23 protein-coding genes and 1 riboswitch are annotated in these 23,782 nt (G+C 39.1%); of the genes, 14 read left to right on the top strand and 9 right to left on the bottom strand.

The window, feature by feature from the left end; all coding sequences use genetic code 11:
- Positions 1 to 2 precede the first annotated feature (2 nt).
- The gene (locus tag CDZ94_RS00665; protein WP_096440477.1) at positions 3 to 893 is read left to right on the top strand and encodes a deoxyribonuclease IV; all 891 of its coding nucleotides are present in this window, start codon (positions 3 to 5) and stop codon (positions 891 to 893) included.
- Between the two features lie 274 nt (positions 894 to 1,167).
- Here CDZ94_RS00665 and CDZ94_RS00670 read toward each other — a convergent pair whose 3' ends face one another.
- Positions 1,168 to 1,440, bottom strand: a complete 273-nt coding sequence (locus CDZ94_RS00670; RefSeq protein WP_096434630.1) for a DUF2624 family protein — start codon at positions 1,438 to 1,440, stop codon at positions 1,168 to 1,170.
- Positions 1,441 to 2,172: 732 nt separating this feature from the next.
- Here CDZ94_RS00670 and CDZ94_RS00675 point away from each other — a divergent pair.
- The 4 genes from CDZ94_RS00675 (at position 2,173) to CDZ94_RS00690 (ending at position 6,547) form a co-directional block, all read left to right on the top strand.
- A complete protein-coding gene (locus tag CDZ94_RS00675; RefSeq protein ID WP_198546690.1) occupies positions 2,173 to 3,549 on the top strand; it encodes a sensor histidine kinase in 1,377 nt (458 codons plus the stop codon).
- A gap of 287 nt (positions 3,550 to 3,836) precedes the next feature.
- Positions 3,837 to 4,598 carry a metal ABC transporter ATP-binding protein gene (locus tag CDZ94_RS00680; RefSeq protein ID WP_096434632.1) on the top strand — a complete coding sequence of 254 codons (762 nt, stop codon included), beginning with the start codon at positions 3,837 to 3,839 and terminating at the stop codon, positions 4,596 to 4,598.
- A complete protein-coding gene (locus CDZ94_RS00685) occupies positions 4,595 to 5,461 on the top strand; it encodes a metal ABC transporter permease (RefSeq protein ID WP_096434633.1) in 867 nt (288 codons plus the stop codon). Before CDZ94_RS00680 ends, CDZ94_RS00685 begins: the two co-directional genes overlap by 4 nt.
- Before the next feature lie 345 nt (positions 5,462 to 5,806).
- Positions 5,807 to 6,547 carry a lytic transglycosylase domain-containing protein gene (locus CDZ94_RS00690; RefSeq protein ID WP_245415691.1) on the top strand — a complete coding sequence of 247 codons (741 nt, stop codon included), beginning with the start codon at positions 5,807 to 5,809 and terminating at the stop codon, positions 6,545 to 6,547.
- A gap of 258 nt (positions 6,548 to 6,805) precedes the next feature.
- Here CDZ94_RS00690 and CDZ94_RS00695 read toward each other — a convergent pair whose 3' ends face one another.
- Both CDZ94_RS00695 and CDZ94_RS00700 read right to left on the bottom strand, forming a co-directional pair.
- A complete protein-coding gene (locus CDZ94_RS00695; protein WP_096434634.1) occupies positions 6,806 to 8,923 on the bottom strand; it encodes an RNA degradosome polyphosphate kinase in 2,118 nt (705 codons plus the stop codon).
- A gap of 40 nt (positions 8,924 to 8,963) precedes the next feature.
- Positions 8,964 to 10,517: a Ppx/GppA phosphatase family protein gene (locus tag CDZ94_RS00700; protein WP_096434635.1), complete on the bottom strand. Its 1,554-nt coding sequence runs from the start codon at positions 10,515 to 10,517 to the stop codon at positions 8,964 to 8,966.
- Positions 10,518 to 10,718: 201 nt separating this feature from the next.
- Here CDZ94_RS00700 and CDZ94_RS00705 point away from each other — a divergent pair, with 201 nt between their 5' ends.
- The 4 genes from CDZ94_RS00705 to CDZ94_RS00720 are packed head-to-tail and all read left to right on the top strand — an operon-like array spanning position 10,719 to position 13,671.
- Complete coding sequence (locus CDZ94_RS00705; RefSeq protein WP_096434636.1) at positions 10,719 to 11,519, top strand: metal ABC transporter ATP-binding protein; 801 nt, start codon at positions 10,719 to 10,721, stop codon at positions 11,517 to 11,519.
- Positions 11,512 to 12,342: a metal ABC transporter permease gene (locus CDZ94_RS00710; protein WP_096434637.1), complete on the top strand. Its 831-nt coding sequence runs from the start codon at positions 11,512 to 11,514 to the stop codon at positions 12,340 to 12,342. Before CDZ94_RS00705 ends, CDZ94_RS00710 begins: the two co-directional genes overlap by 8 nt.
- A gap of 19 nt (positions 12,343 to 12,361) precedes the next feature.
- Positions 12,362 to 13,201, top strand: a complete 840-nt coding sequence (locus CDZ94_RS00715; RefSeq protein ID WP_096434638.1) for a metal ABC transporter permease — start codon at positions 12,362 to 12,364, stop codon at positions 13,199 to 13,201.
- Between the two features lie 35 nt (positions 13,202 to 13,236).
- On the top strand, positions 13,237 to 13,671 hold the full coding sequence (locus tag CDZ94_RS00720) for a Fur family transcriptional regulator (RefSeq protein WP_096434639.1): 435 nt from the start codon (positions 13,237 to 13,239) through the stop codon (positions 13,669 to 13,671).
- Positions 13,672 to 13,835: 164 nt separating this feature from the next.
- On the opposite strand, the gene CDZ94_RS00725 is transcribed toward CDZ94_RS00720, so the two are convergent.
- Both CDZ94_RS00725 and CDZ94_RS00730 read right to left on the bottom strand, forming a co-directional pair.
- On the bottom strand, positions 13,836 to 14,093 hold the full coding sequence (locus CDZ94_RS00725; protein WP_096434640.1) for a YolD-like family protein: 258 nt from the start codon (positions 14,091 to 14,093) through the stop codon (positions 13,836 to 13,838).
- A 445-nt stretch (positions 14,094 to 14,538) separates the two neighbouring features.
- A complete protein-coding gene (locus tag CDZ94_RS00730) occupies positions 14,539 to 15,114 on the bottom strand; it encodes a 5' nucleotidase, NT5C type (RefSeq protein ID WP_096434641.1) in 576 nt (191 codons plus the stop codon).
- Between the two features lie 106 nt (positions 15,115 to 15,220).
- On the opposite strand from CDZ94_RS00730, the gene CDZ94_RS00735 reads away from it, so the two are divergent.
- Complete coding sequence (locus tag CDZ94_RS00735) at positions 15,221 to 15,622, top strand: DUF4190 domain-containing protein (RefSeq protein WP_232735774.1); 402 nt, start codon at positions 15,221 to 15,223, stop codon at positions 15,620 to 15,622.
- 91 nt (positions 15,623 to 15,713) lie between these two features.
- Here CDZ94_RS00735 and ispG read toward each other — a convergent pair whose 3' ends face one another.
- Together ispG and CDZ94_RS00745 are read right to left on the bottom strand one after the other, a co-directional pair.
- Positions 15,714 to 16,829, bottom strand: a complete 1,116-nt coding sequence (gene ispG / locus CDZ94_RS00740; RefSeq protein ID WP_096434642.1) for a flavodoxin-dependent (E)-4-hydroxy-3-methylbut-2-enyl-diphosphate synthase — start codon at positions 16,827 to 16,829, stop codon at positions 15,714 to 15,716.
- Positions 16,830 to 16,982: 153 nt separating this feature from the next.
- Entirely contained in the window at positions 16,983 to 17,354 is a 372-nt protein-coding gene (locus CDZ94_RS00745) for a hypothetical protein (protein WP_096434643.1), read from the bottom strand.
- Positions 17,355 to 17,552: 198 nt separating this feature from the next.
- Between CDZ94_RS00745 and CDZ94_RS00750 the strand changes: the two genes are divergently transcribed.
- The 4 genes from CDZ94_RS00750 to CDZ94_RS00765 all read left to right on the top strand — a co-directional run bounded on the left by CDZ94_RS00750 (position 17,553) and on the right by CDZ94_RS00765 (position 21,333).
- Positions 17,553 to 18,767, top strand: coding sequence for an MFS transporter (locus tag CDZ94_RS00750; protein ID WP_096434644.1), 1,215 nt, complete (start codon positions 17,553 to 17,555; stop codon positions 18,765 to 18,767).
- 179 nt (positions 18,768 to 18,946) lie between these two features.
- Positions 18,947 to 19,849, top strand: coding sequence for a DUF1002 domain-containing protein (locus CDZ94_RS00755; protein ID WP_096434645.1), 903 nt, complete (start codon positions 18,947 to 18,949; stop codon positions 19,847 to 19,849).
- Positions 19,850 to 20,055: 206 nt separating this feature from the next.
- A complete protein-coding gene (locus CDZ94_RS00760; protein ID WP_096434646.1) occupies positions 20,056 to 20,685 on the top strand; it encodes an NfeD family protein in 630 nt (209 codons plus the stop codon).
- 370 nt (positions 20,686 to 21,055) lie between these two features.
- Positions 21,056 to 21,159: riboswitch (cyclic di-GMP riboswitch) on the top strand.
- 30 nt (positions 21,160 to 21,189) lie between these two features.
- Positions 21,190 to 21,333 carry an anti-repressor SinI family protein gene (locus CDZ94_RS00765; protein ID WP_096434647.1) on the top strand — a complete coding sequence of 48 codons (144 nt, stop codon included), beginning with the start codon at positions 21,190 to 21,192 and terminating at the stop codon, positions 21,331 to 21,333.
- Positions 21,334 to 22,221: 888 nt separating this feature from the next.
- Here CDZ94_RS00765 and CDZ94_RS00770 read toward each other — a convergent pair.
- Together CDZ94_RS00770 and CDZ94_RS00775 are read right to left on the bottom strand one after the other, a co-directional pair.
- Positions 22,222 to 22,557, bottom strand: coding sequence for a helix-turn-helix domain-containing protein (locus CDZ94_RS00770; RefSeq protein ID WP_096434648.1), 336 nt, complete (start codon positions 22,555 to 22,557; stop codon positions 22,222 to 22,224).
- Between the two features lie 325 nt (positions 22,558 to 22,882).
- On the bottom strand, positions 22,883 to 23,677 hold the full coding sequence (locus CDZ94_RS00775) for a DUF1189 domain-containing protein (RefSeq protein WP_096434649.1): 795 nt from the start codon (positions 23,675 to 23,677) through the stop codon (positions 22,883 to 22,885).
- Positions 23,678 to 23,782 lie beyond the last annotated feature (105 nt).

A 23,782-nucleotide genomic window follows, 5' to 3' on the forward strand; every position in this document is an offset into this window, starting at 1 on the left:
AGATGTTATTAGGTTCACATGTATCAATGAGTGGAAAAAAAATGCTACTTGCTTCAAGTGAAGAAGCAGCTACCTATGGGGCAACAACGTTTATGATTTACACTGGAGCTCCGCAAAACACACGCCGGAAACCGATTGAAGAGTTAAATATTGAGGCAGGCATGGCTCATATGAAAGAGCATAATATTAACAATATTGTTGTTCACGCTCCGTATATTATTAATATCGGGAATACGCAAAAGAAAGAGACTTTTGAACTCGGTGTCCGCTTTTTAAAGAATGAAATTGATCGTACTGAAGCTATTGGCGCAAAACAAATTGTATTGCATCCAGGTGCCCATGTTGGCGCTGGGGCAGATAAAGGAATTGAAAAAATTATCGAGGGATTAAATGAAGTTCTTGATCCAGATCAAGATGTTCAAATTGCTTTGGAAACAATGGCTGGGAAAGGGTCAGAATGCGGCCGCAGCTTTGACGAACTTGCAAAGATTATCGATGGTGTTAATCATAATGAGAAATTATCCGTCTGCTTTGATACGTGTCACGTACATGACGCAGGATATGATATTGTAAACGATTTGGACGGGGTTCTCGATGAGTTTGACCGGATCGTTGGCCTGGATCGTTTGAAGGTTCTCCACGTAAACGACAGTAAAAATGAGCGTGGAGCAGGAAAAGACCGTCATGAGAATATTGGATTCGGCCATATAGGTTTTGATGCTCTATCGAAGGTTATCTACCATGATGTGTTTGAAAGCGTACCAAAAATTCTGGAGACACCATACGTTGGAACTGACAAAAAGAATAAAAAAGCCCCATATAAATTTGAAATCGACATGATCAAAAATAAACGTTTTGAAAAAGATTTAAAAGATCGCATATTCGGTTCGTAAAATGGGAAAAGCTGACTCAAATTAGGATTATTCCTATGGTGAGTCAGCTTTTATTTTGTAATTGTTAGCGTAATTATATTTTGTTACGGTGTGGATAACTTTCTAAAGCAGAAGTGACATTTAGCTCCTGGCGCCATCGGATGTTCAAAAAGTCCACTAACCATAGATCTAGAGGGACTTTCTGCTAAGGACCGCTCATCGACCTTCGCGGCTTTGGTTGTCCTCCTTTTTGAACACACATGTTAATTGACTAAGTTACCTTACATGGTAGAAGTTAAGAAGGCCAGTTAATATAAGATTTGTAAGGTTCGAGTAGTTTTTCTGCTTTCTTATAAAGGCTAGGATCTACTTTCTTTAAGTCTTTTTGGAGTTGAATGATTTGTTTTTGATTTCCTACATCAATCGGGCGTTTCTTTAAAATAGTCATGATTTGGTTCGCCTGTTTAACTGTAAGAGGTATTTGATACTGCTTACTCAGACGAATGAGTTCTTTTGTGTCAAGTTGATTGATCTTTTGATTGACCATTTGTTGAATGATCGGATTCAAAGATTTTCCCCTCCTTCGTTCATACTTATTATTGTATGTCTATTTATAAGAATGGTCAGTGTTTATTTGAAAGAATTTTCAATTGGACAGCTAGCTTCACGCTGCCTCGTCTCAAGGGAAAAGCAACAATGGTCTTCTTGCGACGAGGAACCGCAGGAGCAGCTGAAGACCCTGCAGGGTGGTTTCCACGAGAGCGAAGATCTTATCTTATTAAAAAGAAATATGAGTATGTCATTAGCTCAGAAATCATTCATATTAGAAGCATATTATACTTCCTCAGAAGTGTCGTGGTCTCTTCGGGCCTTTATAACTAAGGCTGTTTTCTAAAAGATTGTTGTTCTTGACACAAAATATATAAACTGCGACATAAAAGTAGATTGATTTCCGCTCCGGACAGTCGCTTTCTGCGGAAAGCGTAGTGTATTTCCGAAGCGGTAGGTGATGTCGCAGTTTATTTCAGCTGCGAAGATTAAAAGCAAAGAGCCATAATTAAAAGTGAAATAGTAAACATGTCTGATGCCTTCATAATTCTGAGCAAAGGGGATAATCATTAAAAGAAATAATCGGAAACAGCTTTAACAAAAGACCGCTATGCGGTTTTTCTAAACATTGAAATAGTTTTATGTTAAAAATTTTGTGGATTTATAGAAGAAATTGTTACCATTTTATAGTATACTTTGATAAAAGGGGTAAAAACGAACATACCATATGGAATGGGGGAAAATTCCAATAATGGATTGTCAAACGCTGATTGAAAATGAAGAATTGATGGAAACAATCGTAGAACTGTCCTCAGAATGGCTGCTCGTATTTGATTCAAACTATATGCTTGTTTTTTCCAAGCTGCCAAAGAACATGAAAAACCTGGTAGATGATCGGGGGTTTTATGATCATTTTCAGTCTCATGAGGCAGATCGTTTTCAGTCTTTTCTGTACTTATTGTCGAAAGGTAAAGAATCAAGGTCTGAAACATTTCAATTTATGCTCAATCTTGAACCCATTACGATTAATTTTAGTGGAGTATCACTATCAGAAGGCTTCTTATTAAAGGGGAAAAAGGTAAAAGATGAGGAAGAACAACTAAAAGCGATGTTTTCGAATACTCCAATTCCTTGTTTTGCATTGGATACTGAAAGAAGAATACGTTACCATAACACCCTTTTTAAAGATTTATTGGAAATAATGAATGAGCCATTAAACACATCGAGTTCAATATTAAATGAAAAGCACTCCTTTCATCGAACAATCCGAAAGCTAAGTGATATTGTAAATGAGAAAAATAAGCTTGCTTCCATCGTTTATGAAAAAGAGGATATTCGGTTGACGTTATACGGTTATCTCATGTCTCCTACCGTACTTTGTGTGTATATTAAGGATGAGACTATAGAGCATCGTTTTGAACAATTGCTTACATATAAACAGCAAATGGAAAGCGTCTCCCAAATTGCTGCAGGTGTGGCACATGAGTTGAGAAACCCATTATCTGTTATTAAAGGGTTTATTCAGCTCTCAAAGTTGTCCAATAGTTTGAATAAATATTATGAAACAATATCATCAGAAATTGATCGTATGAATTTGATTATTGAGGACTTTCTTTCCATGTCACGGAAAAAGATTGATAAGAAAAAGGTTCTTCCTTCTGATTTGCTGGAGTCCATGCTTATGATTTTTCGCTCTGAATGCTTGCTTCATGACATTGATTTTTCCTTTGCGATTAAAGACTCACGTCGCTATTTATATGTAAATGATCAAATGATCCGTCAAGTAATGCTCAATGTATTGCGAAACAGCATTGAAGCCTATGAAAATATTCAGGAGTGCCGAAAATTTACGATGCTTACAACATGCGAAGCTGACGAGTATGTTATCATTCTCGAAGATTTTGGACCTGGTGTTCCAGAGCACGTTCTTAAGGAAATCGAAAAACCATTCTTTACAACAAAGGATAAGGGTACAGGTATCGGTATTCCTCTTTGTAAACGTATTGTGGAAGAGCATATGGGTAGTTTTACCATTGAAAGTGAAGTAGGGATGGGGACAAAAATTATGATTCGTATGCCGCTCTATCGTGAAAATGAACAACCTGAATATAATGATGTGATGACATAAGCCCGGCTGAAGAAGCCGGGCTTTTAGTATATTATTGGAAGAAAAGTCGACAATGAAATCTTTCTTTGGCTGTTATTGTAAACTTGTTGCTTTTATTAAAATTAAAATATTCATGATTGAAAAATTCCTTCACTGACTTTATAATTGAATGTAATACTAAAAGTTTACTCAGTGCAACTTTTTAATTTATATACAACTTTTTCGGTGTGAGACACAAAATATGGTGCAATGACATATATTACTACAGCCTAAAAGAAGAACTACAAACGTTAAGGGAGGTAATTTTCATGACAACTGGAGATACCATTGATGTTCGTGAATTGTCGGTACACTACCATGGTAACCTTGCACTCAAAGATATTAACTTCTCAATAGGTAAAGGACAGTTAATTGGCGTGATCGGACCAAATGGGGCGGGGAAGTCAACGCTTATAAAAGCCATCTTAGGACTGGAGCGGTGTAAAGGTGAAGTAAGCCTTTTTGGACAGTCCATTAAAACGTACCGTAAACAAATTTCTTACGTACCTCAAAGAAACGTTATTGACTGGGATTTTCCAGTACGTGTTGAAGATGTGGTCATGATGGGACGCTATGCACACATCAGGTGGTATAGACGAAGCTCTAAAAACGACCGGAAAATGGCTATGGAAGCTTTGGAAAAAGTCGGGATGATCGAATTTGCAAAACGTCAAATCGGTGAACTTTCCGGTGGACAGCAGCAGCGTGTTTTTATTGCTAGGGCGCTAGCACAAGACGCAGAAGTTTTCTTTCTTGATGAACCGTTTGTAGGAATTGATATGAAATCAGAAGAAATTATCGTTCGATTGCTACATCAACTAAGGGACGAAGGAAAAACGATCTTCGTTGTACACCATGATTTAAGCAAAGTAGAGAAATATTTTGATCAATTAATATTATTAAACCAGGAATTAATTCAAGCAGGTACAGTAAAAGAGGTATACACAGCGGAATCGTTAAAGAAAGCTTATCAAGGCAGTGCTGCTGTCTTAAATGATAACAAAGAGGGTTTTGTGGTGGTGAGTCAATGATTGAACAAATTTTAAGTTTTATTGACCAATTGGTACGCTATCCATACTTACAAAATGCATTGCTTGCCGCCGTTTTAGTCGGAATTATTTGTGGTGTTATTGGCTGTTACATTATTTTACGCGGGATGGCATTAATGGGGGATGCGATTTCCCATGCAGTTCTCCCTGGTGTAGTTATTGCTTATATGGTTGGTGTCAATTTCTTTATAGGCGCAGTCATTACAGGTGTTATTACGGCACTTGCCATTGGCTATATCTCGCAGAACAGTAGAATTAAAGAAGATTCAGCGATCGGTATTATGTTTACAGCGATGTTTGCTTTAGGGGTTGTACTTATCACTGCTATGCGCGGATCGAGTGTCGATCTCTGGCACATCTTATTTGGTAATGTTTTGGCCGTTTCCAGAACAGATCTTTGGATCACCTTTGGAATTGGTATCTTTGTTCTGATGGCAGTGTTGATTTTTTACCGCCCATTATTATTGAGTACCTTTGATGAAACGATGGCAAAGGCTACCGGTCTTCCAGTGCAATTTATTCATTACATGTTAATGCTTTTACTATCTCTTGTAACGGTCGCGTCGTTACAAACGGTAGGAATTATCCTTGTAGTAGCAATGTTAATTACTCCAGGAGCAACAGCCTACCTACTGACAGATCGTTTCCCGGTAATGCTTGGATTATCTGCTCTCTTTGGTGTAATCTCGGCAGTTGCTGGACTGTTTTATTCTGTCATTTATGACGTTTCATCAGGAGCGTCGATTGTATTAGTAGCCTCAGCCTTGTTCTGTTTAGCTTTTTTCTTTTCCCCAAAGCAGGGAATCGTATTCAAGTTTGCTCGATCAATTGCAAAGGAACGCTAGCTAAGGCTGGATAATAGCAACGGTATCCTGCTCCCCCGCTATGAATTCATAGCGGGCTTTTAATATTGTAGATGAGGAAAAATATGGTCTTTGTTACAGAAATAAATAAATACTCTTTTGAGTGCTTTGTAATCACGTATGTGAGTGGTGATGATGGAAGAAGTAAAGGAAAAGAGAGAAAAATAGATTAAAACTAAGCATAAAGGAGCGTATATGATTTAAGGTGAAGAGGTTGAGTGAGATAGTATGCAAACGGATGTAGAACATTTGCGAAATATGTCGAACTTAGGTATCATATTTATCTGTGTACAATAGATGTGAATTGTTCACTAAGGAGGGACAATCTTGCGAAATAAATGGACGTTTATGATCATTACTGGATTTGTCTTATTAGCGGGAACTTCAGTTATCCTTGGTATTCAGAATAAACAAATGAATGAGCATGCTCAAGAAATGAGAGAGATAGAAGCAGAACTCGAAAAACAACAAGAGGAACAAAAAAAGCAGCAAAAGTTGAATGCTGAAATTGAGCAAATGAAAAATGATATTGATCATCTACCCGATGATTACACAGTACCGGGATACGATGAATGGCAGCAGGCAACTCAAGTTGGAAAGTATCTAAATGATGAAAGCGATGGTAAACTTAAAGAAGAGTGGGGAACATTTCTTGCGATAGAAGCGGAAAAAAGAGACATTGACCCATTCTTAGTCTATGAACTTCTTTACGTTGAGACAGGTGGAACCTTTGATCCTAAAACCGTAGGGCCACAAACACAATACGGACATGCTTATGGTTTGGCGCAGTTTATGAAAAATACAGGGCCATGGATCGCTGATATGGCCGAATTGCCTTATGAAGATGAACGATTGTTTGATCCATTTTATTCAATCCACCTTTCTGTAGTATATCTCGAATATTTATATAGTGAATATGGTGACTGGGATCATGCACTCACAGCATATCACCGTGGAATAGGTGGGTTAGAAGACTACCTTGATGACAATGGTGATGCCAAAAGTAACTATGCAGAAGAGATTCAAGATAATGCAGATGAAAATCAATTCGTAGCTTATGATCGATAAGGAATACACTATGTAAAGGCCTCCGGTTTCGGGGGCCTTTTCTTGTCGTTTAGGAATTTATATTTGCTTAGATTGTGGATAACTTTTTAGTAATTGGAATAACATCTAGTTCCAGCTACAAGCATTACTTCGTGAATAAGCTGCGGATTGTCTAGGACTGATACACATCGGAGCATGACTAGCAGAGGAAAGACAGCTACAAGGTCATTTTAGCCCGTCAGAAGAAGCCAGAAAGCCTCGAAAATGTTGAATAGTGCGTTAATCATCCTCTTGGAAAATTTGTGAAGCCAATTGGTAAAAGGCGAGCTGACTTTGTACGGCTGGAATTTCAGTCGACGTATCCGTGTAACGGTATTCCCCTGTATTATGTTGCACACGCGCTTTTGTATTATCACGCAAAGTAATGTCAAGTACTTCCTTGACTCTCGCTTTACTTCGCATACTTTCAATTGGAAACAAAATTTCAATTCGTTTTTCCATGTTACGAGTCATCCAATCTGCCGACGACAGATAAGTTGCTTCTTTCCCATTTTGAAAAAAATAAAAAATGCGGCTGTGTTCAAGAAAACGATCGATGATGCTACTGACGGAAATGGTCTCGCTCACACCTGGAATTCCTGGTTTTAAACAACAGATCCCGCGGACGATGAGGTCGATTTTGACCCCGACTTGGCTTGCTTCGTAAAGCTTTAGGATGATTGGTTTATCTGTAAGCGAATTCATTTTGGCAATAATTCTTCCGTTTTGAAATTGTTTTTGGTTATCGATTTCTTGATCGATGAGCATTAAAAAAGATTCCCGGATGTCAAAAGGTGCCGTTTGTATTTTGCTCCACTTTGGCTTTTTACTGTATCCACTTAAATAATTGAAAAAATTTGTAGCGTCCATACCGAATTGCTCATTAGTTGTAATCAATCCCATGTCGGTGTAAAGTTTCGCTGTGGAATCATTATAGTTCCCAGTTCCTAAATGAACAAATCGTTGAATTTTACCTTGGTGGTGCCGGACGATAAGTGTGATCTTACTGTGCGTTTTTAACCCGGTAAGACCATAAATGACATGAACCCCTGACTTTTCTAACTTTTTGGCCCATTGAATATTGTTTTCCTCATCAAATCGAGCTTTTAGCTCTACGAGAACGGTCACTTGCTTTCCCCTCTCGGCTGCTTCGGCTAAAGCGTGAATGATGGGGGAATCTCCACTAACACGATACAATGTTTGTTTAATTGCCAAGACACTTGGATCATTTGCGGAGTGGGTAATCCAATCGACGATCGGCTGGAAGGACTCGTACGGGTGGTGAAAAAATAAATCATTTTCAAGAGCGGCCTCAAATATATTCTCCTCTGCAATGAGATCAAGAGGTGGGAGAGGGACTAAATTTTCATTAACAAGATGCTCATAATCCAGCGCTAGGGTTTTATAAAAATGAAACAAAAACGATAAATCAAGAGGACCCCCAATTATATATACATCCTCTTGTTTAATTTCTAAAACGTTTTTTAAAAAAGTAAGCACTTTATCATCCATATTCCCACGTTGTGTTTCTAAGCGGACGGCAGCTCCCCATTTGCGCTTTTTAAGTTCTTTTTCAATCTCGCGAAGTAAATCTCGTGCCCCTTCTTCATGAATGGTTAGGTCAGCATTTCGGGTAATGCGAAAAGGCGAGACAGATTTAACAACATACCCTTTAAAGAGCTTGTTGATGAAGTGACTGATAATGTCCTCAAGCATAATAAATGACTTGACATCATTTTTAGAAGGAAGAAGAATAAATCGTGTGAGCACGGCGGGCACTTGAACAATCGCTAGTTTGTCCCGGTGGCTCGAATCGGTTAATACGACAGCTAAATTTAGACTTTTGTTAAGTAACATTGGAAATGGGCGGTAAGCATCGATTGCCATAGGGGTAAGGACTGGCAAAATGTATTGGTCAAATCGACGTTCGATATAATTGAGCTGCTCTGTATTTAGTTCCCCTATCGTTAAAAAGTGAATGTTTTCCTGGTAAAGCCTAGGCATGAGAGTTTCGGTAAACAACTCATCTTGAAGCTTGACTAGACGGTGATTAGCTTCACTGATTTCTTGCAATTGCTGTTTTGGAGTGAGTCCTGCCTTATTATCTGGTTTACTAAAACTAGCTTTCACTTGATCCTTTAAACCGGCAACTCTAACCATGAAAAATTCATCTAAATTTGAACTGAAAATAGCGATAAATTTAAGTCGTTCAAAAAGCGGGTTTCGTTCATCGATTGCTTCTTCAAGCACTCGTTTATTAAAGGCAAGCCAGCTTAATTCCCGATTATTATAATATTGTGGATTTTGAAAATCAGGTTGTTTTTCTGCACTTTCATTTTCATATACATTATTATTCATAAAGCCTCACCATCCGCCATTTCCCCTTATTCAAATAAAATTACACATCCGAGTAGGAAGCTTTTTCTTTATTTATGGATACGTCGATATCGATGTTAAAAGCACGTTCTAGATGTTTTTTATATTTTTGCGCATGTACTTCTTCAAAATAAGCATCTTTTTCGGTATTTATATGGAGAGATAGATGATTTGTTTTTTTCGACACCACCTTCACATCTGTTACAACACTTTGTTTTGTGCGATTTAGTCCGTAAGCTAAACGCAAAATGGCCCCTAGTTGTTCATACTTTTTTAATTCGTGATCAGCGACCCAATGATTAAATGGCTTGGCGAATTGATAAAATAATGAACGCGAGCGAAATGAAGCCAATAACGCTACAGCCAGTCGTTTCAAATGCGACAAGCCGTCAATGGACTGGTTTGTGAGCAAATAAAAGGTATGCTGAGAACGAGCTTCAGGATGAATGGACTCGCCGATATAAAAAACTCGTGCAGCAAGAGTCAAAAGGTGAAGGTCTTCGTCGTTGTACGACTGTTCACTGTAGGCTTTAAGCCAATGAAATAAAGTTGCAGCTAAAACGGAAAGTTTACGGTGATGTTCACCATCAAGCTGATATTCCTTACTTAACTGATAAAAGCTCTCCTCGGTGACATTAGGAAAAATGTCGGTTTTCATTTCTGTTAATAATGTTTCAAAAAAGACACCCTCACGCAACCCTTTGTTACTTAAAATGAAACGTTCAGTGTTGATATAATCGAGAAGTGTTTCGATTACACAAATTGCTGGAAGTATAATATCAGCTCTGTCTTTCGATAACCCATCTACCTGTTGTCTTTGCTTAAGTGTAATGTCATAAAGTTTATCGAAAATGGCAGAAACATCTTTTTTGTTCATTTCATAATGATGAAGACCAGCTAATGGATAGTCGATCGAATGCTGGTGAACAAGAGCGATATTTCTGGCGCTTCCGCCAATGCCGATTACCGGATCATTCGTACTTTTTAACCAAGGAAGGGTATCGAAAGCATCGTGAACAAATTTTCGGAGTTGTCGTAATTCGGTATCAGTTGGCCTGTCACCGTCTTCGACAAATCTTCGCTTTAGAGTTAACGCTCCGAATGGGAAGCTATGATAATGTTTCAAATCCCTGTTTTTAAATAACGTAATCTCTGTGCTTCCTCCACCAATGTCAATTGTAATGCCGTCTGCAACTTCAGTAGAATTAGCCACAGCTAAAAAGCCATAACAGGCTTCTTCTTTTTCAGATAAAACACGAAAAGACATGTCAGTTTCTTCCTCTAAAAAATGTTCTATTTCTTCACGGTTCACTGCGTTTCTTATGGCTGCAGTAGCTACTCCGCGAACCTCGGTGATTGTGTACTGTTCCATAACCGCACGGAATCGACAAAGTGTTTCTTTCATCGTTGCTAGTCCTTCAGCGGATAAACAACCAGCCTCATCGATATGAGAGCTGAGGCGTGCGACAATTTTTAAGTTTTCGATTTCTTTATAACCTCCCTGGTTGTCAATCTCAAAAATCACGAGTCGAATTGAGTTTGAGCCAAGGTCAATAACTGCTGTTTGTTTTTTCATTATTTCACGTCCTCGGGTGCTAGTATTTCCAGCTCACCTTCTCCTCATTATAGTTTCATTTTACAGTGACGATATGTCACATGCATGTGTTTTGTTTACAAATATTTTCACCTCATGTATAGTAGGATAAGAAATAAATCGTAATCATTCTTAAAAGCTAACTTTGTTGGCGTTGTGATAAAGATAGAGGAACGTGATAGCATGTCAACTAAACAAACGGCCATTGAAATTTCCGACCTTTCCTTTGATTATAATGGGCGAAATGTTCTTGAAGACATTCATTTGAGAATTGATGAAGGATCATTTTTAGGACTGGTCGGACCGAATGGTTCGGGTAAATCAACACTTGTAAAATGCCTTCTCGGGTTGCTCACTCCTAAAAGCGGGAACATACGCTTGTTTGGTAAGGAGCTCATGAGCTTTGATCAATGGGAGAACATAGGTTTTGTCAGTCAAAAAGCAAACAGCTTTAACAGCGGCTTTCCGGCAACAGTATTTGAAGTCGTTTCAATGGGTCTTTACGGGAAAGTTGGACTGTTTCGTTTTCTTACTCGAAAGCATAAAGAACAAGTTAAAAAAGCGATTGAGCAAGTAGAAATGGAAGAGTTTATGTACGAAAATATCGGTCAGCTTTCAGGTGGACAGCAACAGCGAGTATTTATTGCGAGAGCATTAGTCAGTAATCCACGCCTTTTAATTCTTGATGAACCAACAGTAGGCGTAGATGCGAAAAGTGTTCAACGTTTTTACACGATGTTAAAGGATTTGAACGTTAATCAAGGGATTACACTCGTATTAGTGACTCACGATATCGGGGCGATGACGCAATATGTAACCGATGTTGCGTGCTTAAATAAACACCTTCACTTCCACGGTGGTACAGCAGAATATGAAGAACAGGAAGAAGATATGATGTCGCGAATGTATGGTCATGATGTACAAGTATTGACACACAACCACGACCACCATCACGATCACGACGGAGGTCAAGCTCGTGATTAGTGTGTTTTTTCAGTACGATTTTTTAACATATGCCTTGTACGCGGGGCTGATGGTCGGTTTTTTAGCCCCTTTTTTGGGGGTGTTTCTCGTTGTTAGGAGACTTACCTTAATTGCCGATGCTTTGTCTCATATTACGCTTACAGGCATTGCTTTTAGCTTACTATTAGGTAGACATTATGGATTTTTCGCTGGGTTAAACCCTCTTTATATGGGAGCTGTTTTTTCTGTAGGTGGATCTCTTTTGATCGAGAGGCTGCGTACGGTTTATCAGTTTTATAAAGAACTTGCGATTCCGATTATTCTCTCTGCTGGAATTGGAATTGGCGTAGTGTTTATCAGCCTCGCAAACGGGTTCAACAACGATTTGTTTAATTATTTGTTTGGAAGCGTAGTGGCAGTGAGTCGGTCTGATTTTTATACAATTCTAGGGATTACCGTTATTGTTACAGTGCTTCTCGTTTTATTTTATAAAGAGCTGTTTTTTCTTAGCTTTGATGAGGACCAAGCGGTTGTGTCTGGTATCCCGCGTCGCTTTTTGCATGTGTTATTTATTATTATGGTCGCTTTAGTTATTGCTGCTTCTATGAGAGTGGTTGGGATCCTACTCGTATCGTCTTTAATGACACTACCTGTGGCTGCTGCAATGCGACTAGCAAGAGGTTTTAAGCAAATGTTTTTATACTCTGTTTTGTTCGGGGAAATTTCAGTGGTAGTCGGTATGGTGAGTGCATTCCATCTGGATTTAGCACCAGGAGGAATGATTGTCATGGTCAACGTATTTATCTTATTAATTATTGTGCTTCTCACTCGTAAGCGAGTGTAATTTTTGAAGGTGTGAATAAATGATGGAATTTATACAGCAACTTACGTTTTTAGAAAGAGGGATTATTGCAGGACTGATAATTGGTTTTATTTGTCCGTTGCTTGGTGCTTTTTTGCTTGTCCGTCGGATTACCATTATCTCAGAAGCTCTTTCTCATATTACACTCACAGGAATTGCCGCTGGTGTGTTTTTAAGTCAGACGACTTTGTGGCTCGGTTTTATAAACCCACTTTATACGGGTCTCATTTTTTCTTTAGCTGGTTCTTTACTAATCGAAAAGTTGAGGCAAATTTATAAACACTTTCAGGAACTGGCGATTCCAATTATCCTTTCATCTGGAATTGGACTGGGTGCTATTTTAATCAGTTTATCTCCAGGTTCTTATAACGAATGGTACAACTATTTATTTGGAAGTATCGTGACAGTCACTGTTGGAGATTTATGGTTTATTTTATTAACGGGTCTGGTTGCGTTCATGATTTTAATGATGTTTTATAAAGAGTTACTTTCCATTTCGTTTGATCAGGAATTTGCCAAAACATCAGGAATAAAAGTACGACGCATCAACTTCTTCTTTTCGCTTCTCATCGCCATCGTCATTTCGATGTCGATGAAGGTAGTTGGGATTCTACTTGTAGGTGCTATGGTGACGTTGCCGGTGGCTGCTAGTATTCAGCTGGCGAAAAGCTTTCGACAAGTGGTTTTATTAGGGGTTGTATTCGGGGAACTTGCGATGATTGGAGGGATTTTCTTTTCCTATCATTTAAACGTAGCTACAGGAGGAATGATTGTCGTAATGGGCGTGATTTTACTACTAATAGCTTCAGTTCTAAAACGCTTTCGTAAAGGGTTTGCATAAGTTATCTAACGCTTAGTCCAGGAGGGGTAGTTTGCATGAATATCGAACAAGCATTAAAAGTGATGAAAGATCAAGGGTACAAACATACCGATAAACGAGCGGATATTCTGACCTTGTTTTCAAATGAAAAGCGATATCTAGCTGCGAAAGATGTGCTCCAAGCATTGCAAGACACGTACACCGGATTGAGTTTTGATACGATTTACCGCAACCTTTCCTTGTTTACTGAGCTTGGTATTCTAGAGGAAACAGAGCTAGAAGGGGAAAAGAAATTTCGTTTTGCATGCTCAACAGATGACCATCACCATCATCTCATCTGCGTCGATTGTGGGAAAACAAAGCATGTTCACAATTGTCCTATGGATAGTTTTAAAGAAAGTGTGGATGATTTTCAGATCATTGGTCACAAATTTGAAATTTATGGCTATTGCTCTGAATGTGAAGGGAAACAAGAAGCAAATGAAGTGTGATGTAGAGTATAACCGTTTACCGTTTCTATTCTTGTAATAGAAACGGTATTTTTTAAAAAGATAAGAATTTAGAGGGCAGCTACCTACACACGGTGGAAGCTAACGCTGTTTTTTCTATACATAAGTGGAAGGTTTGCCCACTTTCATTGAATGAGATTGGTGTCTTACCTTGATGATTCAATATTAGTAACTACATCTAAAAAAACCTGTGTCGTTATATTGGTTGGGCTGATGACCTTAAATCTTTTAGATATTGGGTGGATTTCGCTTATCTGGCCAAAACATATGTGTACTTCATTTTCAAAAACATACTCAATCTTCAGCGTTTCCTTGGATTCAAGAGCATCTAGAAGCTTGTTTTCAAAAGCCTCGATCCTCGTAACATCCAGTTCACGTAAGTTCTCGTAAAGGTTGTCTTTCATATCGGTTTTCACCACCTAAATAGAGAGTATGTTTTGGTGATTTGTCTAAGAAGGAAAATAGATACATCTTAAGCTAGGGCAGGGAACGAACACCTGTTTCACTTTTATTATAGAATACCATGAATAAGGTGCGTTGTTTATGTTTTTGTTACTAATATTGTGTGTTTTTGTGTAATCAATATTGAGGATTAGAGAAGTCTCCGCACTCTTCTCAAAGGCTCTATAAAAGGTCAAAAAACTTCCACCAAGGTAACATGGTCGAAGCTGACGCTGTTTTTAATAAAGGCTGATTTAGTAAAGTTTTTTGCTTTTTGAGCGTTTTTTCAAAGCTGTCACGCTATGCGTAACAGGGCAAGCATGCGCTTGCCTAACGCTCAAAAAACAAATAGCAACAACCTTTTAGAAGAGAGCCTTAATAAAAGACTGCTTTGCGGTTTTTCTTAATTTATTGACCAAATAAGTGCTGTACTGTTTTTTGGGCTTCTTGCCAGCTATTAACCCGGTGAACCAAAGTCGGAACAGGATCCTGGTTATACGGTGTATTGATTAACACAACAGGAATCCCACATTCTTCGGCGATATTCACAGCATTATCATGTTTATCTTCAAAGAATGCATCGACTTTGTGCTTTTTAACTGCTGCAATTTTATCATGCTGCCCTAAAAGCTCAATGTGATGATAGGGCAGAGCGTTTTCATCAAACCAGTTTTTCGTCAAGTCTGAAAAACGGTTATGTCGCGCACTAATATAAAATAACTCATGTACCTGTTCCCACTCGAGAAGTGTTTCTTTAACTTTTGCAGCAAGATTTGCTTGAGCATACAAATCTCCCTCGTGTTCCTGCATCCACTTCCAAAAATCAGCCTCGGAAATGCCAAGCACCTTACTCAAATCATACTGCGTTACATCATCAAGTGTTAACTCACGTTTAAAATGCTGATTTATATGAGGGATGAATGTAGCTGGGTCCGTAACTGTACCATCAATATCAATACCGAAACGATATCTCTTCTTATTCATTGTTCAATCACCTTTCTATCTCCAAAAATTACACAAAATTGTGCGGGGTCAGACCCTTGAACTTTTCACATACTATGGTTACGTCCGAAAATAAAGGAGGAGAACCATGGACGAACGCAATCCAGAAAGAGACCTGCGCCTTGTGGATGAGGAGCGGGACGACTATCCAAACGAAACACTTAATCGTAATGAGGACGCTAATTTCGGCGAGGAAACGGCGGCTGAAGTTTCGCCGAACGCTACTGGAATAGGAGCAGAGCCTCGACAACAGTCTTCAGACGGTGGTGAAGCCGAGGAGGATGCTGGGACAGAAGGAAGAGGCTTGGGGGCAATTGGTGTTGCCATAGCCATCGTAAGTTTATTCTTCCTGCCGGTCATCTTAGGTGCAACTGCTATTGTGATTGGTTTCATCGCTCGTGCAAGAGGTCACGCAGGGTTAGGGTATACTGCAATCGGGATCGGGGCTTTCTCGATCATCATCAGTTTGTTTATGTCTCCATTTTTTTAGCCGGCGTGATCTGAAAAACACCAAACAGAAGGCGCACACATTTCGTGTGCGCCTTCCTTTCATTCAAAACTTAAGTCGTATTCTCCACGGACTAAGCTTTTTGAGCGTCCTCTTCTTTTTCTTTTTGTTTCTTGTAATGTTCTTCTGCGAGCTTATCGATTTCTTTCTTTAATTCATCGACCATGATTTCTTCTGGTACTTTTCGAATAATTTCTCCGTGTCTGAAGAGAAGGCCTTCACCTCTCGCGCCGGCTATACCAATATCGGCTTCTTTAGCCTCACCTGGTCCGTTTACAGCACATCCAAGGACACTAACTTTAATTGGAGCATGAATTTGCTGAATATATTCTTCTACTTCATTTGCAATGCTTATTAAGTCAATTTCGATTCGTCCGCAAGTCGGGCAGGAAATTAACGTTGCCGCATTCGCAGCAAGACCGAATGTTTTCAACAATTCCTTTGCTACTTTAATTTCTTCTACCGGATCAGCACTTAATGAAATCCGCAGCGTGTTTCCGATTCCATGGTTTAATATTACCCCTAGTCCAGCAGAGCTTTTTACTGTACCTGCAAAAAGTGTACCGGATTCAGTAATCCCTAAGTGAAGCGGGTAGTCAAACGCTTCTGCAGCTTTCTTGTATGCCTCAACAGCTAATCCGACATCAGATGCTTTCATAGAGACGATGATGTCATAAAAGTCAAGGTCTTCTAAAATTTTGATGTGATGCAGAGCACTCTCTACCATCCCCTCTGCCGTCGGGTACCCGTATTTCTCTAAGATTCTTTTTTCTAAAGAACCCGCGTTTACGCCAATCCGGATTGGAATCTTTTTCTCTTTAGCTGCATTGACAACAGCTTCGACTTTTTCACGTCGGCCGATGTTACCCGGGTTAATTCGGATTTTGTCAGCTCCGCCTTCAATTGCTTTTAAAGCTAACTTATAGTCAAAATGAATATCCACGACAAGTGGAATGTTTATGCGCTTTTTAATATCAGGAATTGCTTCAGCTGCGCGCATATCCGGACAAGCTACACGGACAATTTGACAGCCCGCTTCTTCTAAACGGTTAATTTCTGCCACAGTCGCTTCAACATCGTGGGTTTTTGACATCGTCATGCTTTGAATGATGACTTCATCATTACCGCCGATTGTTAATGGTCCGACTTGTACCGGGCGCGTATCCTTTCGATGCGTGAATTGGGTCACTGAATCATCGCCCCTTTATTGTAGTTGAAAGATGATTAAAATTATCTATCCTCACACATTGTATCAGCGACCCGGCATACTAGCAAGGACTACGATTTTAGTAGGTGTTTAAAACATTCAGGAAAAATCGCAATGAATCTGATCTGACTTGGGTTATGATTCTGGAGTGTTTTGAACGTCTATGTATAAAGGAAAGCGATAAGTTTGACCGACCTGAATTTCATGAGCACTCACTTCAGGGTTTAACAGTTCAAAGTCATCTGCGATCTGATCAAAGCCTGCATCGATTGTTTGGTCTTGGTGGAGGGCTTGTACGATCGTGTAAACAGTATGTCCGGATTCAACAATGACTTCCTGATAAACGAGAGTAGTACCTTCTTGCTGATCTGCAGCGTCTTGGTTTTCATCTGCATGTTCTATATTTTGCTCACTTATAGAATGGTCGGGTAAGGTACCTTCAGTGAGATCATAATAAACACTAACAACAAGGATAATGAAAATCGCAATACCAATCAGCTGCTTCATGCTTGTCCATCTCCTTTCGGTTGAATACTATACTCTATGCTTGTCCTTCTTTATTATGACAAGAAATAGAAATGAATGAATTTTTGGGTAGAGTAGAGTTACTCTTGTGTAGAATAATGACTTTTTCTTGTAGAATTGTGTTCTAAATCAATCAGATCCACCTAAAGAGCTTATAATTTTTAAAGGCAGGTGAGTCCTATGATGACAAAAAAAGAACGCCTTATCATATTTATGCTCGGGCTTTTACCATTTTTAATGGTAATTGGAAATTCAATGTTCATTCCATTGCTGCCGACAATGGAAGTGGACCTTGGGATCAGCTCTGTTCAATCGGGTTTCATTTTAACTATTTTCTCAATCCCTGCAGCTCTGTCGATTCCGTTTGTGGGCATTCTTTCGGACCGGATCGGGAGAAAAAGAGTTGTGCTTATCTCACTCATCATCATCGCAGTAGGGAGTGTCATTTGTTCTATAGCTGTCATGATGTATGGCCAGTTTGCGTATATCTTGTTATTAGTTGGTCGCTTTGTGCAGGGGATTGGTGCAGGGGGCACGGCTTCATTAGCGATGGCATTTATCGGTGATCAGTTTCAAGGAGGAAAACGCAGCACGGCACTGGGGGCGATGGAAGTATTTAATGGACTTGGGAAAGCAGTGAGTCCGTTACTTGGAGCTGTGGCTGCCTTGTTTATTTGGACGAGCACCTTTTGGTTGTATTTTGTTTTAGCACTTCTCGCATTAGCAGGAATTTTCCGCTACGTTCACGAAGAAAAAATTAATCGAGACTCTCTCAAGTTTAGTGTATACTTTAAAACAGTCATCACGGCATTTAAGCGTGAAGGGCGCTGGCTCATCCCAGTGATGATCGTAGGCGGTGCAGCACTTTTCATTTTATTCGGGCTTCTCGTTTATTTGAGCTATGAGATTGAACGCGTATACGCGTTAGGTGGTGCCACAAAAGGCGTGATCATCGCGATCCCATTGACTGTTTTTACGATTGCTTCATATATAGCGGGGAAAAAGATTGGTGGGGAACCTGAGCGCATACGTTTCTTTTTTGCTCTCGGATTTTTATTCATTTTAGCGCCATTAACAATGGCTCTTGTTTGGCACACGTTTTTGACGACTGTGGTTTATATGGTGATTCTTTCAGCAGGTATTGGATTTATTCTTCCGTGCTGTAACCTGTTAGTCACTTCTGCCGTCTCACATAATGAGAGGGGTATGGTTGTCTCGTTTTACCATATGATTCGCTTTCTTGGTGTCGCGTTTGGACCTGTTATTTATAGTTTGTGGATGTTCGATGAGTGGGGAATGTTTTTAAAATCACTTTTTATCATTGCTGCTACAGCCATTTGGCTTAGAACTATAATGCCAGCACCTGAGCGTTCTTGGACAACAGAACATCCATAAAGAGGACGACTCTCAATAAGATGAAAATCATCCTTTGTCCTTTGGTTTACAAGGCTGTTGTCGTAAACTTTAAGAAAAAAGAGCCTTTAGAATAGAGCCTCACAAAAATAATGAGGATACTTAAAGCGGAAAGTCGTTTCGAAATGATATAAGAAACGACAGGGAAGGAGAAATGAAAAATGAAACATAAACTTTTTAAAAGTGCGGTGACAGTTTTTGCTGGCTGGTTTTTATTCGCTTCCATGGCATTTGCCGATGCTGCACCAGGTGACGTATTGGTCACGCTTGGAGAAGACTTATCTAATGAGCAACGAGCGACTCTTTTAGATGAAATGGGTGTTGACGAAGAATCAGCGATAATGTATACCGTTTCTAATGATGAAGAACATCAGTACTTAGGAGATTATATTTCTGCCAGTCGAATTGGTACAAACGCGTTATCTTCTACAAAAATCACTTTGCTTGAAAGCGGAGAAGGGGTAAATGTAGAAACGAACCGCATTGACTGGGTAACTGAGGCGATGTACGCTAATGCCCTAGTTACTGCGGGTGTAGAAGATGCAGAAATTTATGTAACAGCACCTTTCAATGTGAGTGGTACTGCAGCTCTTACAGGGCTGATTAAAGCGTACGAAGCTAGCACAGAAGAAGTGATTCCCGAAGAACAAAAACAAGTGGCGAATGAAGAAATGATCAAAACCGCGGAACTTGGTGAAGAGTTTGGTACTGAAAAAGCAGCTGAATTGATGACACGTATTAAAGAAGAAATCGCGGAAGGAAATGTTGAAACCGAAGAAGATCTCCGCGACTTAATTCAACGGATTGCTAATGAACTCGGTATTGAATTAACCGAGGAAGAGCTAAATGGTCTTGTTTCCTTGTTTCAGCGTATGCAAAACCTCGACATCGACTGGGGAAAAGTCCAAAATCAAATCGGTAAAATCCGTGATAACCTAAGCGAATTCCTTGAAAGCGAAGAAGGGCAGGGACTCATTCGATCCATTCTTGACTTCTTTGATGCATTAATTGATGCTGTTAGAGGTTGGTTTTCTTCTGGTGTGATCACTTGGTTTAAGTCGTAACTAATCAAAACAGCTCCGCGTAAAGCGGGGCTGTTTTAAGATCAACAGAACTGGTATTAGAACTAGGGACGCTTTTTTAATTAAGGTTTCAAAGCTAACTTTTTTTAATTTGAAACTTTCCTCATGAAGTATTCGTATACATGTTAAATCGATAAATTCTGGTATCATAGAAGTAACGAATTCTCTTTCGAGTAAGGGGGCAACTTATGGAAATGTTAGAATCTGCAACAATAGGTTTTCTCGTCGTTTTTTTAGGTACACTTTTTATTTTTGGTGAAATTATGGTAAGAGCAAAAGGCTTGTTTGGTATTCTTGGTATCGCGATTATGTCAATGTACTTTTCTTATCACTTAACAGCCGATGCGGGACTTTGGGTAGTATTACTGTATGTGATCGGATTATTACTCATTATTTTTGATGGGAAAGTAACTACAGACGGTACAATAGCTCTCGTTGGTGCTTTATTAATGATCTTAGGCTTATCTTTACCAACACCAAGTGTTGTTTATGGAGCGCTTGTGGCCATGGCTCTTATGATCGCCGTACCTACCTCGTTTTTGTTCACTAAAGTATTTCCATCTCGAAATTTGTGGTCAAAAATGACGCTCAAAGACAAGCTCACGGGGGACGAAGGGTACAATTCAATGAATGAAAGTTATAAAGAACTCGTTGGTAAACCAGGAGTTACTAAAACTCCTTTCAGGCCGACCGGAACCGTTGAGGTTGAAGGGAAACTGTATAGTGCAACATCGGATAATCAATGGATTCAAGCTGACGAAAAGATCAAAGTTATCAGTGTCGATGGAACGAGAATCGTCGTCGTTCCTGAAAAGTAAAAATCGAAAAACTGGAGACAAATTGATTTAGATGGAGGAGACAGTCGAAAAGCTGTCTCTTTTTTGTGGTAAAAATGAAAAAAGTAAAGTAATAAGATTTGATTTTAGGTACAAAGTATCATTTTTAGAATGATGACAAAATTCAGCATAATATGTATGGTTCTTTTGTATATAATGGGACTACATCAAACGTTCTATATCGTAGCCGATAATATTAAGTTTCACTAGTCAAAACGTAATCTATGAAAAAGCCATCTAGAATTTCACTAGGTAAAGCAGAGTTTTCGTGTAAACATGATGAAAGGAAAAGTCGATTCGCCTCCTTTACTTGGATGGGGAGTTTGATTTCGATTTTCTTTCCCACCTCCTTCTAGTTTAACGGCAAATCTATCGAAAGGTAGAGACGCAAAGCTACGGGTCTAATGAACGAGGAACAGTAGGAGATCCTTGTTTTATGATCGCCAAGCTGCCTAGTGGGGATAAAACTTGAGAGGGGGAGTTCAAATGGTGGTAGTGCAGGGGGAGCAACAGCAATCATGGGACAAAGAGTGGGAGAAACTTATTCAAGAAGCGAGGGAAATAGGGTTATCAAAAGAAGAAATTCGTTCGTTTCTCAACAAGCAGGTACATAAACACAAAACGGTTTGATAGATCTTTAATATAAATTTTATAGAAATATCCTAAGCACTTCTAATAAATGGTTAGGAGTGTCTTTTTTTGAAGAAGAGGTTTGCCGCATTTTGTCCACTTGTTTCGTTTTATCGAACAATGAAAAACTGAAATAATTCGTGAAAAAGTGAGGAAATCGGTGATTGTACGATTTGAAAGACGCCGTATGTTCGTTATTTAGTCAATTTACGCGTATTTAAGGTTTTTCAAAATGGTCGTTGGCATTTATACTATATTTTATTCGATATAAAGAACGTTTGGGGAAGAGAAAAAATTGAGGGTCGGTATCTTATATGAGTGGCAAGTGTAGCTCATAAAAAAGCTACAATATGTCTCGGCGATTGTATACTAAGAAGCTTGACTACTAGAAAGTGTTCAAAAAGTCCACTAAAAATAGCTGTCGGAGAATAGGATCTCCTGGGGAAGCTCGTTGGCTTGTTTCTCTCTCCTCACGTATTAACACCAGATGTAAAGCTACGTAGAGTATCAGTGATCGTTAGGCTGTCTTGCTCGTCGCTCTGGTGCTCGAAACTTCGCCGCCTCGATCTACTCGGCTCTTTTTATAAGGTAACTGGTGCCTTTAGACCCAGTTATCATACCTTGTGGTGTCTAATAAGACATGGGAGTTTTGAACAAGCACTAATAGAGAGAGTTTTAATAGGTCATTTATTTAAATGGCCGTTGGGAAGTTTTTGAAGCTGGGTTTTCGGTGGAAGGAGTACCAATCATGGGGGGGCTATAGTAATAATTGATACAGTACCGGCAGGGTATTTAGCGTTGAAGAATGAGAGTAGTGAGCATTGCAATTGAGAACAACAAAAAACCTCCATTAAATTTGAGAGGCCTTTTGCAACATGGAGTTTGTTCTTACTTCTTCATCTTCCACTTATTGAATTCAAGGAAATCCCGGAACTCATCTTTAGAAATGCCAGAATTCATGGCTTCCTTAACAAGAGATCGCCATTCATCGTCCATGTCATACGTAGTCCCATCTGTAGGTTGGCCTGGATTATCTTTAAGTAGGTGATCAACGGAAATATCAAGAACTGCTGCGATTTTTTCTAAAAATTGAATGGAAGGGTTTGTTTGAATATTTCTTTCTATTGCACTTAAGTAGGATTTGGCTACACCTGCTCGCTGAGCTAAATCTGTTAATGATATCCCTTTTTCTTTTCGGTATCTTTTAACTCGGTATCCGATCATCTTTCATTACCCCTTTACTTTAACGTGCCTTACCTAGTGTTTGCACGGGTTATTTTTATTATAAGTTCGTTTGTGCAATGTTCGTTATGGCGGTCTGTGTTCACTCGATTGTTCGTTACCTATTAAATATAGCATATTTTTTCTTGCTGTGACATTTGATGTCATACTTTTTTTAAATAATTCTAATCCAACAAAAGTTTTTTGTGAAAATAGCCAAAAAAGGTGGAACCATTTAGGTTCCACCTTTTTCGATTATTTCTATTTTCGTTTTTGCAAGCACCCGAATGCCTAACGCCCAAAAAAGAAGGCAACACTTTTATAAATATTACAATTCTTTTGGTTCTTCTGTACGTGGTCTTGGGATGTTACGGAATACTTGGAATAACATGACGATGGCAATGACCCAATAAATACCGAATTGGAATGGTACTGGTATGTGAAGGGCATCGATAATACTAAATAAGACGGTCGGCATGGTTACGGTAAAGGCGGCAATAACCCAACAATGTTTAAATGTAAGGTTTGGTACACCGGCACTTTTTCTGAACATTAAACCAAGTAAAGCTAATACCGTTACACCGATGAATTTTCCTGCAGTAAAGAATAAATACAAAAGGGCAACAATAATGCCAATAATGAGAGGTAATAAACCTGAGATTGAACTGATCAGATCAACAGCTTCTTGTTTAGTAAGATCAAGACCAAAATCTTGATAACCAATCGATTCTTGGGCGACGCCATTTGTAATAAGGATTGCTTCACGCTCAAGCAAGGCGATTGCATCAGTGTACTCACCTCTAAGGTCATTCTCAGTTAAACTGCCTGTAGGGTCAAACACAATTGTTTGTCCGTCTTCTTCGTTTATTACAGGTTCGTCTACTTCAGTAGAAGAGAGAACACCGTTTTCGATTGCAAAATCAGGTACGTTTTCTTCCAATTGCGTTTCTAGTTGTGTGACAAACGAATGGATTGTCGTCCCGAGTGATATTGCAATAGGAATAAGGGTAATGAACATAAGGAGGAAAACGTATCCAATACCGCGACCGATTTTTTGATGACGGAAGGCAGCAATCATCTTTGGAGAATATAAGCTAGCAATAAATTGTTTAAAAATATTCATTTGTGCACTCCTTTGACTATACGTATCGAATCCATTACAATTTTATCGGATTGTACTAAGAAGTACAACAATTCTAGTTTTCAATGTAGAGTTTTTTTGTTGTTG

The sequence above is a fragment of the Alteribacter populi genome, from assembly GCF_002352765.1.
Taxonomy (GTDB): domain Bacteria; phylum Bacillota; class Bacilli; order Bacillales; family Salisediminibacteriaceae; genus Alteribacter; species Alteribacter populi.

What these genes read in the sequence shown, in the direction of transcription:
- CDZ94_RS00665 (WP_096440477.1), top strand. Translation starts at nt 3, where the DNA reads ATGTTATTAGGTTCACATGTATCAATGAGTGGAAAAAAAATGCTACTT.
- CDZ94_RS00675 (WP_198546690.1), top strand. Translation starts at nt 2,173, where the DNA reads ATGGATTGTCAAACGCTGATTGAAAATGAAGAATTGATGGAAACAATC.
- CDZ94_RS00680 (WP_096434632.1), top strand. Translation starts at nt 3,837, where the DNA reads ATGACAACTGGAGATACCATTGATGTTCGTGAATTGTCGGTACACTAC.
- CDZ94_RS00685 (WP_096434633.1), top strand. Translation starts at nt 4,595, where the DNA reads ATGATTGAACAAATTTTAAGTTTTATTGACCAATTGGTACGCTATCCA.
- CDZ94_RS00695 (WP_096434634.1), bottom strand. Translation starts at nt 8,923, where the DNA reads ATGAATAATAATGTATATGAAAATGAAAGTGCAGAAAAACAACCTGAT.
- CDZ94_RS00700 (WP_096434635.1), bottom strand. Translation starts at nt 10,517, where the DNA reads ATGAAAAAACAAACAGCAGTTATTGACCTTGGCTCAAACTCAATTCGA.
- CDZ94_RS00705 (WP_096434636.1), top strand. Translation starts at nt 10,719, where the DNA reads ATGTCAACTAAACAAACGGCCATTGAAATTTCCGACCTTTCCTTTGAT.
- CDZ94_RS00715 (WP_096434638.1), top strand. Translation starts at nt 12,362, where the DNA reads ATGATGGAATTTATACAGCAACTTACGTTTTTAGAAAGAGGGATTATT.
- CDZ94_RS00720 (WP_096434639.1), top strand. Translation starts at nt 13,237, where the DNA reads ATGAATATCGAACAAGCATTAAAAGTGATGAAAGATCAAGGGTACAAA.
- CDZ94_RS00725 (WP_096434640.1), bottom strand. Translation starts at nt 14,093, where the DNA reads ATGAAAGACAACCTTTACGAGAACTTACGTGAACTGGATGTTACGAGG.
- CDZ94_RS00730 (WP_096434641.1), bottom strand. Translation starts at nt 15,114, where the DNA reads ATGAATAAGAAGAGATATCGTTTCGGTATTGATATTGATGGTACAGTT.
- CDZ94_RS00735 (WP_232735774.1), top strand. Translation starts at nt 15,221, where the DNA reads ATGGACGAACGCAATCCAGAAAGAGACCTGCGCCTTGTGGATGAGGAG.
- CDZ94_RS00745 (WP_096434643.1), bottom strand. Translation starts at nt 17,354, where the DNA reads ATGAAGCAGCTGATTGGTATTGCGATTTTCATTATCCTTGTTGTTAGT.
- CDZ94_RS00750 (WP_096434644.1), top strand. Translation starts at nt 17,553, where the DNA reads ATGATGACAAAAAAAGAACGCCTTATCATATTTATGCTCGGGCTTTTA.
- CDZ94_RS00755 (WP_096434645.1), top strand. Translation starts at nt 18,947, where the DNA reads ATGAAACATAAACTTTTTAAAAGTGCGGTGACAGTTTTTGCTGGCTGG.
- CDZ94_RS00760 (WP_096434646.1), top strand. Translation starts at nt 20,056, where the DNA reads ATGGAAATGTTAGAATCTGCAACAATAGGTTTTCTCGTCGTTTTTTTA.
- CDZ94_RS00765 (WP_096434647.1), top strand. Translation starts at nt 21,190, where the DNA reads ATGGTGGTAGTGCAGGGGGAGCAACAGCAATCATGGGACAAAGAGTGG.
- CDZ94_RS00770 (WP_096434648.1), bottom strand. Translation starts at nt 22,557, where the DNA reads ATGATCGGATACCGAGTTAAAAGATACCGAAAAGAAAAAGGGATATCA.
- CDZ94_RS00775 (WP_096434649.1), bottom strand. Translation starts at nt 23,677, where the DNA reads ATGAATATTTTTAAACAATTTATTGCTAGCTTATATTCTCCAAAGATG.